Here is a 15,578-nt window from a genome sequence, read left to right as displayed (position 1 = left end):
TACTTCATTTAAAAGAAGACAGATTGAGGAAAAAATTAAGGGAGTCATAAGTCGTTATGTGCAATCATCAGTGGGGATAAGAAAACCCCACTGATGGAAGTGAAACTTTTAATTTTGTTGTTGCTATTGCTCATTGTATTCTTCTATTACTTGTGCGCCTCCTGCTTCTTTCCATTCTTCGATTGCCTGATCAAATCCCTCATTATCAATTTGGCCCAAGAAATATTGATAAGTCGCATCTGTTATTATTTGTGTTAAGGTTTCTGATTTGGATGCCCAGGTCGCAGATTCTAGTGCCGCGGTTGGGTCATGCACTAAATAATCATTGTTATCTTTATATAATTCTTCAGCCTTTGCACGTGGTTCATATTCAAAATAACCAATATAACGGCCATTGGTATCTGGTTCACCAATTTCTAATGAAGTATATGGTAATATTTGTCGATTAAACGTATCTCTATTTTCTTCAATTACTTTTCCTTTTCCATCGACAACCTCATAATGCTCGCCTTCCACTCCCCATAATAAGAGATTTGCCCCTTCAGGTGTCATGAGATAATCGAAGAAGGATAAAATGCCTTTGAGCTCTTCTTCTGTTTCAACTGCTGCTTTAGGAAAGATCAGCATACTGCCATAGCCAGGAATTGATCTTGTTCGATATTCACCATCTGGCCCTTCAATATAGTTGTGAACATCTAAAACTACATCTGGATTGATTGCAAGGGCATCTTGATACATGCTTTCCACATCACCCATTGTTCCAATATACACACCAGCAGTTCCATTCTTTAGTAGTTCTTGTTGATCTGTTTTACTTGTTACTGGTGCATCTTTATTTATATAACCATTATCAAATAAACTTTTAAAATAGTCCATTGCTTCTCTATATTCAGGGAACATAAATTGTGGTAATAACTGCCCATCCTTTTCTCCCCAATTATTTGGAGCACCATGCCATGTAGCAAAATTTTCAAAGGTACCTAATATCTCACGGTCTGTTAATCCGATTGTGTCGTCCTTTCCATTTCCGTCAGGATCATCCTCTGTAAATGCTCTCATCATTTCATATAATTCCTCCAAATTGGTTGGAGTACCAAGCCCTAGATTATCGGCCCAATCCTTACGATAGATTAATCCTTGGCGGGATAATGGTCTGCCAGCATACAAAGTATAGATTTTACCATCTACGGCTGTGTTTTTAAGGATATCTTTATTCAACTTTGATAAATTCGGATAATCATCTAAATATGGCCCAATTTCCCAATATTGATCGTCACGGATAGCAGCTTTTTGCTGGTCTAATGTCACATCTTTTAATAAAAAGACATCAGGAAGGTTATTTGTAGCAATAGCAGTATTTAAATTTTCTGCATAATTGTTATCTGGTACCCATCTAATATCTAGCTTGGTATTCGTTTCTTTTTCTATTAATTCTTCCAAACGTTTGTCAGGTACTTCCGGAACGTGCAGATTTAACATGATTGAAATTTCTTGTGGTCCAGAGTCACTATTTCCACCCTTATTATTTGAAGCGCTTTCATTATTGCTGCAACCTAATAACAAAAATCCGATTAAAACAAGGTAACATGGGATAAGTACTTTTGACCAATTTTTCAATATTTCTCCGCCCCTTTATAACTATTTTAAGAGAATACATCACAAGTCAGAATTGCGCGATCGACCTGTGAAAGAAAATAAACCATTTTTTCGTATCATGCCCCCTTTCTAATAGAATGAAAACGTTGTTATTAAATGATACACTGCTGTAAAGCAAAAAACAAGCCTCTTTTTTAGGAAGAGTTAATGCTTTGTTAGTAATTCCATGACTATGCTATAATAGTAAAGAATATTTCCACGAATAAAAATTTATTCCTATTTTCCTCGGTAAATCATCAACCTACGTACATAAATAATTCAAACGAAGAGAGGAATGTGTAGAGCTTGGGCGTATTATGGTCAAAATTCTCTGAAGTTATCTTATCTGTTTTACCGATAACTGTTATTGTACTCATATTGAACTTCACTTTAACTTCTCTTGATATTTCTCTTATAATCCGTTTTCTGATTGGCGCTGTATTTATTATTATTGGTCTTTCCATTTTTTTATTTGGGGTTGATATTGGTATTACACCTATAGGTACATTAATGGGGAAAACGGTTGCTAAATCGAATAAATTATGGATTGTTATTGGTGCTGGAATCTTTTTAGGATTTTTTATTTCCATAGCAGAGCCTGATCTACACATTTTGGCTGGCCAAGTAGAGACGGTAACATCAGGAGTGATTTCAAAATTCATTATCGTGGTTGTTGTGTCCATCGGGATTGCAGTGTTATTAGCAACTGGACTTGTACGAATTGTTTATAGCTTCCCCTTATATAAGCTTTTAACGATTCTTTATGGATTAGTATTTATTATTGCTTTATTTGCTTCTAGAGAATTTTTAGCAATCTCATTCGATGCTTCTGGTGCTACAACGGGTGCCTTGACTGTGCCGTTTATCTTAGCACTTTCTTTAGGGATATCTGTACTGAAGAAGGATAGTAAGGCGTCAGAAAAAGATAGCTTTGGGCTTGTGGCTATCGCCTCGATTGGCGCGATTATTACTGTTATGCTGATGAGTATTTTTTCTGGTGCAGAAGAATTAAAAGGTAGTTCAGAACAGGATCATACGATTTCGAACTCGATCATTGGACCGTTTTTAACGGAATTTGGTCATATAGCACAAGAGGTATTAATTGCTTTGCTGCCTATTATAGTCATATTTCTAGTATTTCAAAAAATTTCATTCAAATTATCAAGAAAGAGTTTTCGAAAGGTGATCAAAGGTCTTGTTTTTACATTTATTGGATTAGTTTTATTTTTAGTTGGTGTAAATGCAGGATTTATGGATTTAGGTATGGAATTAGGATATAGTATTGCCTTATTGGACAATAAGGTTTATATTGTGGTCATAGGTCTTATTCTTGGTATTGTTACGATTTTAGCAGAGCCAGCTGTATATGTTTTAACAAATCAAATAGAAGATGTTACTAGTGGTTATGTAAACAGAAAAGTTGTATTAATCACTTTAGCAATTGGTGTTGGTATTGCCATTGCTTTATCGATGTTAAGAATATTGATCCCAGAACTACAGCTCTGGCATTATTTATTACCTGGATACTTACTCGCCATTATTTTGACTTATCTTACACCAAAATTATTCGTTGGGATAGCCTTTGATTCTGGTGGGGTTGCTTCAGGGCCAATGACAGCAACTTTTATTCTAGCCTTTACACAAGGGGTTGCTGATGCTGTGGAAGGGGCGGATGTTATTGTTGATGGATTTGGTATGATAGCTATGGTAGCATTGACTCCATTAATTACGCTACAGATTCTAGGGCTCATTTTTAAGGCTAAGTCTAGAAAGGGAGGTTTATCCTAATATGATGAATGAAAGCACCACACCTCACTTCGAATTAATGTATGTCATTGTGAAGTATGGTTTAGGAAGCAAAGTGATCAAAGAGGCCAAAAAATGTGGCGTATCAGGTGGAACGATTATGCTTGGAAAAGGTACCATTCATCATAAAATATTGAACCTATTAGCTATATCGGATGTTCGAAAAGAAGTAGTTCTAATGATTTCGAATAAACATATTTCTGAAATAGTATTAAAGCATTTGAACAAAGTATTTGAGTTTGATAAACCAAATCATGGTATAGCTTTTACTACTTTAATCACGACTTTGCTCGGAACTAGAAGCTGTCAAATCAATGGTACAGAAGAAAGAGGTGACAGAAAGTCCATGTTTCAAAACATTATGGTTATCGTGGATAAAGGAGTAGCAGAGGATGTCATTAGTGTAGCGGAGTCTGCTGGTTCTAAGGGTGGTACAATTATTAATGCAAGAGGATCAGGAATTCATGAGACAAGTAAATTATTTGCGATGAACATTGAACCTGAAAAAGAAATAGTGATGATTTTATCGGAGGAAAAAGCAACAAATGGGATTGTCGATAAAATTAGAAAAGATTTAAAAATAGACGAACCTGGAAATGGAATTATCTTTGTACAGGATGTAAATGCAACTTATGGTATATACAAATAGAAAAATAGGGTATCAGGAGGGCAACATGGAAGATTTACTACAACTAAAAGACAAAAACATTGTAATTATGGGAGTTGCTAATGAGCGAAGTATTGCATGGGGAGTGGCCGAATCTTTGAGTAAAGCGGGAGCCAACCTTTTCTTTACTTATCGTAAAGAGCGTTCATTAAAGAAATTAAATAAACTGTTGGACACAAATGAAGTAGAAGCAAAGGCAGTCATTCAATGTGATGTGAATAATGATGAAAGTATTGCACATGCCTTTTCTGAAATTGGGGAAGACGTGAAGGTTATACATGGTATTGTTCATTCCATTGCTTTTGCGCACTCTGAAGATCTTAATGATGATTTTGTTAATACCTCACGTGATGGATTTGCTTTTGCGCAAGATACAAGTGCATACTCGCTTGTAGCTGTTGCTAGGGCTGCAAGACCATATATGACAGAGGGTGGCTCCATCATTGCGATGAGTTACTATGGAGCAGAGCGTGTTGTTCGTGGCTATAATGTTATGGGAGTTGCAAAAGCTACATTAGAGGCATCAGTAAAATATTTAGCTGCAGACCTTGGAGAAGATAATATCCGAGTCAATGCAATTTCCGCTGGTGCCATTCGGACACTTGCGGCAAAGGGTGTCCCATCGTTTAATGAAGTATTGAACAAAATTGAAGAAAATGCTCCATTAAAACGAAATGTTACAAAAGAAGAAGTCGGTGACATGACACTCGCCATGATGAGCCATTTGTCTCGTGGGGTGACTGGTGAGATCGTTTATGTTGATTCAGGGTATAATATATTAGGTATATAATAGAATAAGGCTGGATTGAGGTCTTTGTTCTCAGTAGTAACCCGGACTTTATCTCATTAACTTGAGGTAAAGTCCGGGTTTTGCATTTTACAAAATCTGTTTTGTTTATCGCTATATCTAAAATATTCATCAAATAAATATTATAAACAGTACCTTGCATTAAACAATAGTGAGTGATATTATATAATTATAAGTATTATTTTTATTCAGGTACTGTTTATTAAACAGTAGTGAATATAAGTGTAGGTGATAACAATGAATATACAATTTAAAAAGGGTGCCCTAGAACTATGTGTACTCGCTTTACTGGATAAACAGGATAGATATGGCTATGAATTAGTCCAAAAAATTTCGGATCAAATAGCTATCTCTGAAGGTTCCGTGTATCCATTATTAAGGCGTTTAAAGAAGGAGCAATATTTCACAACCTATTTACAGGAATCAACCGAAGGCCCATCACGTAAATATTATCAATTGACAAATAAAGGGCGGGAGCATTTACATGAACTTATGGAAGAATGGCAACATTTCACAAACGGTGTAAATCAGATTATAAAGGAAGGTGTCAAGCATGAATAAAAATGAATTTCTGAATAAGCTAGATAAGTCTTTAAACAGACTACCGTATGAAGAACGGAAAGATATTATACAAGACTTTCAGGAACATTTTGAAATAGGAAAAACAGAAAATAAATCAGAGAAGGAGATCGTTTCAGCATTAGGATCACCAAACCAAATTGCAAAAGAAATTCTAGCTAATTACTATTTAGAGAAAATAGAAACAACTTCATCGACTAAAAATATTTTTAGTGCCATATGGGCTGTAATTGGTTTAGGATTTTTTAATCTGGTTATTGTTGCAGGTCCTTTAATTGCGATAGCAGCAATTATTTTAAGTGGGTGGGTTGCCGGAGGAGCATTTACGATATCGCCACTTTTGTTTCTTATAAATATAATCATTTTCCCTGGACAATTTAATTATCTTGATTTGTTTTCATCTATTGCTCTAACGGGTATTGGTCTTTTATTAATTATTGGCATGTATTACGTTACCTACTGGTCACAGAAAGGATTTATTCAATATCTGAAGTTTAATGTTCGTATGGTAAAGGGAGGGTTGAAGCATGACTAAATTAAAAAAGGTATTACTAGGAGCATTTATTTGTATTATTGTTGGTGGACTAGGAACTATTTTCTCGTACCGCATGTATGCACAGTCATCTAGTGTGGAAACAAAAGAAATAAATGCTGAAAATATCGAAAATATTAAGATGAAGGTGGATAATCAAAGAGTGGAGGTTATCCCTACGTCTGGCACAACTATAAAGGCTGAACTTACAAGGGAAGGAATAACCAATAGTACGTTTACGGTTGATGAAAAGGATGACACTGCAGAAATTCAGATAGAAGATAAAGAGCGTTCATTTTTTAGCTTTCATTTTCATAATTGGAAACAGAAGCTTAAATTATTTATACCAGAGAAAGACTATCAAGCAATAACAATAAAAGTTAACAATGGAGAGCTTGAGATGGAAGAAGTCCGTACTACTGATTTAGAAGTGGATACAAATAATGGAGAGATTGATATGAACCATTTACAAACTGTAACTTCTATGATTAGTACAAACAATGGGAGCATTCATCTTGAGGATATTATTTCCGATTATATTCAGGTGAGTACTAAAAATGGGGAGATAGAGATGAGTGATATAATAGGCGATTTGAAGGGAAGAACAAATAATGGCTCGATTTCTCTTGTAACAAGCGATTTAGATCGTCCAATTGATCTTGAAACACACAACGGGAAAATAAATATTCAGACGGAAAAAGAGCCAACTAATGTTAGGTTTGATACAAGTGTTTACAATGGGAAGATTACCATTTTGGATGACACTAATTTTTCCAACATTATTGGTGATGGTGATAATCTAGTAAAATTAAAGACCTATAATGGAAGTATTAAGGTGACAAAATAAAAATTAAGGGAGCAATTAAGTTGGCTCCCTTTCAATGATTTCTTTATAACTCATCTGGTAATTTATTTTTGTACATTTCGATGACATTTGAATTATCTTTTAAGGTAGTAATAGTTTTTTGGTTTGGTTTCGTAAAGATTGTTTGATAATCCCTTTCACCATATTGCTCTTGTATCGGAAAGGCTAATTTTTCCTCAGTTAAAGAAAATTCAGCTTTAACACCTGGCTTGTTCCCTCTTGCATCTAATCTAATCCATTTTTCGAGTGAATGAAGATAAATACCATTTAATGCGTGAATAGCATAACCTTTGTCAGGTGTATCAAAGAGCATAAGTTTTTGGTAGCAGAAGCCTGTTGGAATACCCACCCTTCTTAATATTGCAGCTAGAAGATGGGACTTAGCATAACAGATTCCTTGTTGATGTTTTAGCACTTCTGAGGCACTGCAAGTTACCACAGATCCTTGGATATCCCAAGAATGTGGGATCTCATCTCGGACAAATTCGAATGCTATTTTAACCTTTTTCAATTCCGAAGATGAAGATGGCCGATCGAATAGATGATTACATTTCCTTTCAATTAATGGATTAGAAAAATCTATAATATCGGATTCTTCTAAGTAATCTGGAAGATAACTTGATTCGGGTAACATACTTAGCCCTCCTACCTTTTGTATAATAATACAATAAAAATTATTTTTATACAATGGTATGGATCCAAATTCATTTCCAAAAATTAATAAGCTTCGAAATATTCTGCATAAAATCGTCGATTTGGTTTTCTCCGATCCTTCTTTGGCTGTACCATTTTCTAATTGATTCCAATATAAAAATAGGGATAGATTTACCTGCAATGAGGTGATAATATTCATCATACCCCTTGCGTAAATGTTCCCATCGATAGTCATTACCAGTGTTTAAATATTCAGAAACATCAATTACCTTGGCCCTGCCATTTTGTAAAAGAATATTTCTTAGATGAATATCTCTAGGGTTCATTCCTTTCTGACGAGCATATTCTCTTGCATTATCTACATCCTGTACAACCTGTTTTGGAATGTATATCCCTCTAAGCAGACAGTCGTAAAGCGTTATTCCTTCTTCATATTGCAAAACAAGGTAATTTTTATGATAACCATAGCATGTCGAGAAATAAGAAGAGGTACCGAGTCGATGATAAATCTCAGCTTCTTGTTTTATTTTTTCTTTCTTTTCCTCAGAGTATAGTTTATAAGCATATTGAGGTAAATGTATATATTGAAATACAGCAGCATCTGTTCCGATTCCGATACACTTCAATACATCAGAATTGCCTTCAATCGTTACAGGCTCGTTATCAGAATTTGAAATAACTTTTATTGTTGACAAATAAGGATCTGCTTCCAACCAATCGTTTGGCATCAATGCATGCTCCCTTCGTGTTGAAAAGAACTGTTCCCTCTCCTTTGTTATCAAGTATAACCCAAATATCTCAAAAATAGTATTATTTCATTTGGAGATGGAAGTCTCACTTGATGTATTATAGAATTATAGAATATACCGCATAAAGGAGGGGGAAAATATTGCGATCAGAGCAAGAAATAATGAGTCTAGTTATGGACTTTGCTGAAATGGATGAGCGTGTAAGGGTAGTCGGTATGAATGGTTCAAGAACAAATGACAGAGTAAAAAAAGACCTGTTCCAAGATTATGACATTGTCTATATTGTAAAGGATATGTCCTCGTTTATTAGAAATAAAGACTGGATAGATTATTTTGGAAAAAGATTAATCCTACAAACACCTGAAGCAATGACCCTATATCCAGCAACATTAGGTAATTGGTTCTCTTATCTAATGTTATTCGAAGACGGAAATCGCATTGATTTAATGTTAATTCCTTTAGAAGAGTTGGATGCCTATCTTGGGGATGATTCTTTAACAAAAATATTGTTGGATAAAGACGATCGAATCAGAGAGAAGCCAATACCTAATGATCGAGATTATCATGTAAAAAAACCGAGTGCAGCAGAATTTGATGATTGTTGTAATGAATTTTGGTGGGTAACAACCTATGTAGCGAAGGGACTATGTCGTAAGGAATTTCTATTTGCAGCTGATCATTTTGAAAAAATTGTTCGCAAAGAATTATTTCGAATGCTTGAATGGAAGGTTGGTGTGGAAACAAAATTCCAATTAAGTGTAGGCAAATCACATAAATATCTAGATAAATATGTTTCGAAGGATGTATGGAATCGGATTCTTACTACTTATAAGCTAGATAGCATTACTGCCTGTTGGGATGCATTATATATCGCAATTCAACTCTTTAGGGAGACTTCGATAGAATTGGCTAAAAACTTTGGTTATCATTATCCAGATTATGATGAGAAAATGAGTGGATATCTAATTGAGTTACAAAAATTTGATAGTTAAATGGTTAGCCAGGCGCAACTTGTTGCACCTGGCTAACATTATGTTAATTGTTGTTCGGCAAATTCCTTATAAAGTGCATGATTTGCGACTAATTGCTGGTGTGTTCCAACACCTGTAATTTGCCCTTTTTCGATAAAAAGGATTTTATCTGCATCTATAATAGTAGACAGGCGATGGGCAATAACAAAGGTCGTTCTACCCTCCATGAGTTTCATTAAAGCTTTTTGAACAATGCCTTCTGACTGGCTATCAAGACTTGCTGTCGCTTCATCCATCATTAGGATTTTCGGATTGCGTAAGAAAGCGCGAGCAATCGCAATTCTTTGGCGTTGACCACCTGATAGCTTCACTCCGCGTTCTCCGACTTCTGTATCTAACCCATTAGGAAATTCTTTAATAAACTGAGCAGCATAAGCCATCTCAGCAACCTGCCATAAACGTTGATCATCAATTTCTGAAATGTCTTCCATCCCGTAACAAAGGTTTTCTCTTATTGTACCTGCCATCATGGGGCTATCCTGAGAAACATAACCAATCTGACCACGCCAAGATTTCATGGAAAGCTTTTGAATAGGTGTATCTCCTATACGTATAATACCTGATGATGGTCGATAAAATTGTTCCATTAAACCGAAGATCGTCGTTTTACCACCACCACTCGGGCCAGCAAAAGCAACCATTGTTCCAGGATGAACCTCAAATGATATATCTTTTAAAACAATCTCTGATTTATCGTAGCCAAAGGTGACATGATCAAAATATATTGTTTTATTTGCAATATCTAGATCAATACCTTCCTTATCCTCTTCTAATTTCAAATCGAGAATCTCCATTATTCTTTCCGTGGCACCCTGTGCTTTTTGTAATTGGGTAAAGAACATCGCAAAGGATGTGATTGGATAAATGATTTGAAAAAGGTAAAGTAGGAAGGCAACAAGAGAACCTGTTGTCATCGTTCCTTCCTCGACTCGAATTCCTCCATAGCCGATGATCATCACTATGACAATCATATTAATCAAATACATCGTTGGCCCGACTAACGCAAAAATTTTGGCTTCTTTTAAACCAAAACTAAAAAGCTTTGTAATGTTTTTAAAGCCTTTTGTTTGCTCTGCCTTTTCCGCATTAGAGGACTTCATTAAGCGTATTTCTCCTAAGGTTTGCTGAATACTACCAGAGAAGTTTGCCGTTTCATCCTGTAGATTCCTAGAAATCTTAGACATTCTCTTTCCTAGTGGTAATAGAACAGTGACCGCAATCGGTACAGAAATAAGCATGAGTAAGGTCATTTTCCAATCCATAATAAATAAGATGATAATCGCACCAATGATTGTAATAATCCCTGTAATAAATTGAGGGAAGTGTTGTGTAATGAGATCTTTCACAATACTCGTATCATTGACAACCCTGCTGACTGATTCTCCACTTTTATTTTTATCAAAGTAGGAGACGGGTAAACGAATAAACTTTGTCCACATCTGTTCTCTTAATCTCGCAACTATTTTCTGACCAACATAGGCCAAGGAATAGGTAGACACACCATCAAGCACTGCTTGTAAGATGAACACGATTACAATAACAGCAATTAATGTAATATTCAGATTGCTGGCATCAAAGCCATCGACCATTTGACGCGTTAAAAGTGGGATGGTTAACCCCACTAATGTCGTGAATAAACCTCCAACTAACCCAATCACAAGTGCTAATCTTGGAATTCTAGTAGATAGAATAAGTGATAGAAATTTATTTTGCTTTTTTTTCAAAATGACCCTACTCCTTTTCAATAAAATAACAAACACTTCGCTTATGTTACATACGGAAGTGTTTGGCAAATTGTTTCATTATTTTTTGTTTTTGCAAAAAAACTCGAATCATTTTTCCTTGCCCATAATTCCGTAGAAGAAAAGATTCATAATATCCTCTGTATATGGAAGAATTTTATTACCGATATTTTTCTGTTGAAGGAAATTTTTATACATTTGAATATGCATCATAATAGACTCTTCGGAAATCTGCTCGTTAATATAACCATCCTTTTTCCCTAATTGAATTAATTGATGGAAGAAAGGAATTGATTTTTCTTGATAGATCTTCTCTAAAAAAGACGGTGCTCCATGCAAGTCGTTTAATAAGTATTCATAAACTTCTTCATGAATTTGTTCCGATAATTCCGCTTTATGAAAAATGAACTGCTTTATTTTCTCGGGGAATGGTTGATCGGAATCGAGTATTTCCACATACTCGCCAAATAACTCTTCGACATAAAAAATCATGGCTTGCTTTAGTAGCTTATCTTTACTTCCGAAATAATTATAAATGGTCACTTGAGAGACGCTAGCCGTATTCGCAATTTCTGCTATGGACACACTTTTAATCCCTTTTTGTAAAAAAAGAGAAACAGCTGTATTTAAAATGTTGTTTTGTTTTTTTTGTTTTCTTCTTTCAAATCCGTCCATTTCCTTCACCTCACTTCATATTGTATGTAAAGTTTTGAAATAAAACAAGTAAAATATTTCATAAAGAGGTTGCAGAATCAAATGAAATCTAATATTATGAAATATATAAAGTATAATATTTCAAAACTTTTATTGGGTTGATTAAATTGGAGGGGATAGGATGACCGTTGTACAGGTTCAAAATGTAGAAAAAAGGTTTGGCTCCTTTCAAGCATTAAATAAGATTAATTTACAAGTAAATAAAGGAGAGGTTTTCGGTTTTATCGGACCGAATGGGGCAGGGAAATCGACGACTATCCGTGTGTTGTTAGGAATCATCCAAGCTAGTGCAGGAAGTGCAAAGATCTTTGGAATGGATGTATGGAAGGAGGCTGTACAAATCCATCATAGAATTGCCTATGTACCTGGTGATATTCATTTATGGGAAAACCTAACTGGTGGGGAAGTGATTGATATATTTCTAAGGCTCAGAGGTAAGGTGGATTATAAGAAAAAAGAGAAGCTTATCGATTTATTTCAATTAGACCCAAGGAAAAAATGTGGGACCTATTCAAAAGGGAACCGACAAAAGGTAGCTCTAATCGCTGCATTTGCATCGGACGCAGAATTGTTCATTCTAGATGAGCCAACCTCTGGATTAGATCCATTAATGGAACAAGTATTTCAGCAATGTGTTGCAGAAGTGAAGAAGAATGGAAAAAGTGTTTTGCTTTCTAGTCATATTCTCTCTGAAGTTGAAAAGCTATGTGACCGAGTCGGGATTATTCGACAGGGTGAGATGATTGAAACAGGTACTTTAGAGGAATTAAGTTATTTAACAAGAACAAATTTGAAGCTAACAACAAATAGTGCGATCAAGGATTTGTCTGAATGGTCAGGGATACATGAGCTTCAGAAAGAAAATGGTGATTATATATTCCAGGTTGATACAGATAAACTGCCAGAAATTATGACTAAATTAAGTAGCTATGGAATTATAAAAATCGAGAGTAAGCCGCCAACTTTAGAGGATTTGTTTATGCGTCATTATGAGCAAAAAGGATAGAAAGGAGGATGAATATGCGATTTCATTCCTTACAGAAACTACTAGCATGGAAGTGGAGACAAAGTAGAGTTAGTTTTATGATCTGGGGAGTCTCTCTAGTACTGATTACTGTTGCTACTGCCAGTGCTTTTAGTGGGTTATATCAAAATGAGCAGGAAAGGGCTGCAATGGCACAGACGATGGAAAATCCTGCAATGACAGCTATGGTTGGACCAGGATATGGTTTAAGTAATTATACTAATGGTGCGATGATGGCACATGAAATGCTTTTATTTACGATGATTGCCTTTGCTGTGATGAGCATTCTAATGGTTAGTAAACAAACTAGAGCAGAAGAAGAGGATGGTAAACTAGAATTAATTAGAGCTTTACCTGTTGGAAGGCTTTCACCATTAATGGCTTCCTTCATTACTGTTTCCTCCTATAATATTATCATCGGTTTATTGATAGCTTTTGGTCTTGTGGCCATGAATTTCGATGGTATTGGAATAGAGGGATCTTTCTTATATGGAATAACGCTTGCTTGTGGTGGGTTAATTTTTACAGCGATTACGGCAATTTTTGCCCAATTATCACAGACTGCAAGGGGAACACTAGGCTATTCCTTTACCTTTTTACTTTTGTTTTACTTTATTCGAGCTATTGGAGACGTATCAAATGAGGCTTTAAGCTTAAGCTCTCCACTAGGTCTCCTTCTTCGAGTGGAAGTATTTGTGCACAACTATTGGTGGCCAATTCTTATAACGTTCATGGTTTATCTAATCCTTGTCGCTGTCGCCTTTTTATTGAATAATCGAAGAGATGTTGGAGCAGGATTAATTGCTACCAAGCCTGGTAGAAAAAAGGCATCAGGGTGGATTCTTTCAACTATAGGATTAGCTCTTCGAATTCAGAGAACCTCTATCATTGCTTGGTTAGTGGCGATGCTTCTATTAGGGCTATCTTACGGATCAGTGTTTGGAGATCTAGAGGCCTTTTTTGAAAATAATGAAGCGATGAAGCAAATGCTTGGCAGTAATGCGAACTATTCCTTAACCGAACAATTTATTACTATGCTAATGGTAATACTAGCTATATTCTCTACGATTCCAGCCCTTATAACCTTTCTCAAAATAAAAGGAGAAGAGAAGAAAGAACGCTTGGGAATGCTCCTAACAGGTACTGTATCGAGATGGAACATTGTCGGTGTCTATTATTTAATCGGAATCCTTCTATCCACTATCTCACAATTTTTGGCTGTTTATGGATTGTGGATTAGTTCTAGCTTTGTCATGGAGGAGCCGATTCCTTTTATTAACTTTTGGAAGGCAGGGATGGCTTATTTACCAGCAAGCTGGTTTTTACTCACAATCGCTCTCTGTATCTTTGGGTTTCTGCCTAAATGGACCCCAATAATTTGGGGATATTTAGTTTTCTCCTTCATCGTGGTTTATTTAGGTGAAATGTTAGATTTGCCGGAATGGTTAGCACAGTTATCCAGCTATTCACATATTCCACAGCTCCCGGTCGAGGCATTTGATTGGTTACCAATCATTGTTCTAATCGGGCTAAGTCTAATAGGCACCGTTGCTGGATTTATTGGTTTTCGAAAAAGAGATGTTATCGGCTAGTGGCTGGGACATAATTAAATAGGGTTAATGGGGAATCCGAACAATTTTCTGACTGGGTTACAGTGCAGAAATATTAATGTTTGGATTTTCTCTATTTAATTATTCTTTTGTCCCAGTCTTTTTTTGTCAATATACATAAAGGATTAATTAAATAATATTTGAATTTTTCAAAAAATAAGATATAATTTCTGAAATGATAATAAGAGGGGGAATAAAATGAAAGCATTAGAAAGAGTTAGCAGTTTTGTTGGAAATACCTTTGCGATTTGGGTCGTACTATTTGCAATCTTATCATTTCTCGTACCAGCAGGCTTTACATGGTTAGCAGCATATATTACGCCATTATTAGGAATTATTATGTTCGGTATGGGACTCACACTCTCCACTAGTGATTTCAAAGAAGCATTTAAACGACCAAAGGAAGTAGCAATAGGAGTTGTAGGACAATTCCTAATCATGCCATTAATTGCCTTTGCGCTTGTAACCATTCTACCTGTATCAAAGGAGGTCGCAATTGGAGTGATTCTCGTTGGATGTTGTCCAGGTGGTACTTCATCCAATGTGATGACATACTTATCCAAAGGAGATACAGCATTGTCGGTTTCGATTACTGCGGTTTCTACGATTCTGGCACCGGTTTTGACACCTGCACTTATTTTTCTTTTTGCCAGCCAATGGCTAGAAGTATCGGCTGCTTCCTTATTTGTATCAATCGTACAGATTGTTTTAGTACCGATCTTGTTAGGCTTACTTGTTAAAGGATTGTTGAAGGATAAAGTAGAAGCAGGTGTAAAGGCAATTCCATTAGTATCAGTTATTGGTATCGTAGCAATCGTTGCAGCAGTAGTAAGTGTGAATCAAGAACAAATTGCAAAAATGGGCTTATTAATATTTCTTATTGTCGTCCTTCATAATACATTTGGCTATCTATTAGGTTATGGGCTTGGAAAACTTACTAAAATGGATCCAAAACAGCAAAAAGCTGTATCAATAGAAGTCGGGATGCAAAATTCTGGTCTTGGGGCTACGCTGGCAGCAGCACACTTTAATCCACTCTCTGCTGTTCCTAGTGCTATATTTAGTGTATGGCATAATATTTCTGGACCGATTGTAGCAACTGTTTTTCGTAAACTACAAGAAAAAGAGAATAATAATCTGCAGAAGAGTGAAAGTGCCTAAT

15 protein-coding genes are annotated in these 15,578 nt (G+C 35.7%); 10 read left to right on the top strand and 5 right to left on the bottom strand.

Features of this window, described 5'->3' with window-relative positions; all coding sequences use genetic code 11:
• Positions 1-123: 123 nt before the first annotated feature.
• On the bottom strand, positions 124-1,617 hold the full coding sequence (locus tag DLJ74_RS18850) for an extracellular solute-binding protein (RefSeq protein ID WP_109985623.1): 1,494 nt from the start codon (positions 1,615-1,617) through the stop codon (positions 124-126).
• Between the two features lie 324 nt (positions 1,618-1,941).
• Between DLJ74_RS18850 and DLJ74_RS18845 the strand changes: the two genes are divergently transcribed.
• From DLJ74_RS18845 to DLJ74_RS18820, 6 genes are all read left to right on the top strand, one after another.
• Positions 1,942-3,423: a DUF1538 domain-containing protein gene (locus tag DLJ74_RS18845; protein ID WP_109985622.1), complete on the top strand. Its 1,482-nt coding sequence runs from the start codon at positions 1,942-1,944 to the stop codon at positions 3,421-3,423.
• Position 3,424: 1 nt separating this feature from the next.
• On the top strand, positions 3,425-4,090 hold the full coding sequence (locus tag DLJ74_RS18840; protein WP_219987241.1) for a P-II family nitrogen regulator: 666 nt from the start codon (positions 3,425-3,427) through the stop codon (positions 4,088-4,090).
• Between the two features lie 25 nt (positions 4,091-4,115).
• On the top strand, positions 4,116-4,898 hold the full coding sequence (gene fabI / locus DLJ74_RS18835; RefSeq protein ID WP_054787373.1) for an enoyl-ACP reductase FabI: 783 nt from the start codon (positions 4,116-4,118) through the stop codon (positions 4,896-4,898).
• 255 nt (positions 4,899-5,153) lie between these two features.
• Entirely contained in the window at positions 5,154-5,477 is a 324-nt protein-coding gene (locus DLJ74_RS18830; protein ID WP_054861195.1) for a PadR family transcriptional regulator, read from the top strand.
• Positions 5,470-6,030, top strand: coding sequence for an HAAS signaling domain-containing protein (locus tag DLJ74_RS18825; protein WP_109985621.1), 561 nt, complete (start codon positions 5,470-5,472; stop codon positions 6,028-6,030). The genes DLJ74_RS18830 and DLJ74_RS18825 overlap by 8 nt, the downstream gene beginning before the upstream one ends.
• Entirely contained in the window at positions 6,023-6,874 is an 852-nt protein-coding gene (locus DLJ74_RS18820) for a DUF4097 family beta strand repeat-containing protein (RefSeq protein ID WP_109985620.1), read from the top strand. The genes DLJ74_RS18825 and DLJ74_RS18820 overlap by 8 nt, the downstream gene beginning before the upstream one ends.
• Positions 6,875-6,917: 43 nt before the next feature.
• Here the strand turns inward: DLJ74_RS18820 and DLJ74_RS18815 are convergent, their stop codons facing one another.
• A complete protein-coding gene (locus tag DLJ74_RS18815) occupies positions 6,918-7,526 on the bottom strand; it encodes a transglutaminase-like domain-containing protein (RefSeq protein WP_054861218.1) in 609 nt (202 codons plus the stop codon).
• 70 nt (positions 7,527-7,596) lie between these two features.
• Positions 7,597-8,274, bottom strand: coding sequence for a serine/threonine protein kinase (locus DLJ74_RS18810; RefSeq protein WP_109985619.1), 678 nt, complete (start codon positions 8,272-8,274; stop codon positions 7,597-7,599).
• A 161-nt stretch (positions 8,275-8,435) separates the two neighbouring features.
• Here DLJ74_RS18810 and DLJ74_RS18805 point away from each other — a divergent pair, with 161 nt between their 5' ends.
• On the top strand, positions 8,436-9,287 hold the full coding sequence (locus DLJ74_RS18805) for an aminoglycoside 6-adenylyltransferase (protein WP_109985618.1): 852 nt from the start codon (positions 8,436-8,438) through the stop codon (positions 9,285-9,287).
• A gap of 38 nt (positions 9,288-9,325) precedes the next feature.
• Here the strand turns inward: DLJ74_RS18805 and DLJ74_RS18800 are convergent, their stop codons facing one another.
• Positions 9,326-11,050, bottom strand: a complete 1,725-nt coding sequence (locus DLJ74_RS18800; protein WP_054787269.1) for an ABC transporter ATP-binding protein — start codon at positions 11,048-11,050, stop codon at positions 9,326-9,328.
• A 108-nt stretch (positions 11,051-11,158) separates the two neighbouring features.
• Positions 11,159-11,743, bottom strand: a complete 585-nt coding sequence (locus DLJ74_RS18795; RefSeq protein WP_109985617.1) for a TetR/AcrR family transcriptional regulator — start codon at positions 11,741-11,743, stop codon at positions 11,159-11,161.
• A gap of 160 nt (positions 11,744-11,903) precedes the next feature.
• Here DLJ74_RS18795 and DLJ74_RS18790 point away from each other — a divergent pair, with 160 nt between their 5' ends.
• The 3 genes from DLJ74_RS18790 to DLJ74_RS18780 all read left to right on the top strand — a co-directional run bounded on the left by DLJ74_RS18790 (position 11,904) and on the right by DLJ74_RS18780 (position 15,577).
• Positions 11,904-12,788, top strand: coding sequence for an ABC transporter ATP-binding protein (locus DLJ74_RS18790; RefSeq protein ID WP_109985616.1), 885 nt, complete (start codon positions 11,904-11,906; stop codon positions 12,786-12,788).
• A 14-nt stretch (positions 12,789-12,802) separates the two neighbouring features.
• Positions 12,803-14,398 (top strand): ABC transporter permease, encoded by a 1,596-nt coding sequence (locus tag DLJ74_RS18785; protein ID WP_109985615.1) that lies wholly within the window; start codon positions 12,803-12,805, stop codon positions 14,396-14,398.
• Between the two features lie 216 nt (positions 14,399-14,614).
• Entirely contained in the window at positions 14,615-15,577 is a 963-nt protein-coding gene (locus DLJ74_RS18780) for a bile acid:sodium symporter family protein (RefSeq protein WP_109985614.1), read from the top strand.
• Position 15,578: the final 1 nt, after the last annotated feature.

The sequence above is a fragment of the Gracilibacillus dipsosauri genome, from assembly GCF_003176895.1.
GTDB classification, from domain to species: domain Bacteria; phylum Bacillota; class Bacilli; order Bacillales; family Amphibacillaceae; genus Gracilibacillus; species Gracilibacillus dipsosauri.
The sequence above is the reverse complement of the archived record's forward strand: the minus strand, read 5'-3'. Positions and strand labels throughout refer to the sequence as shown.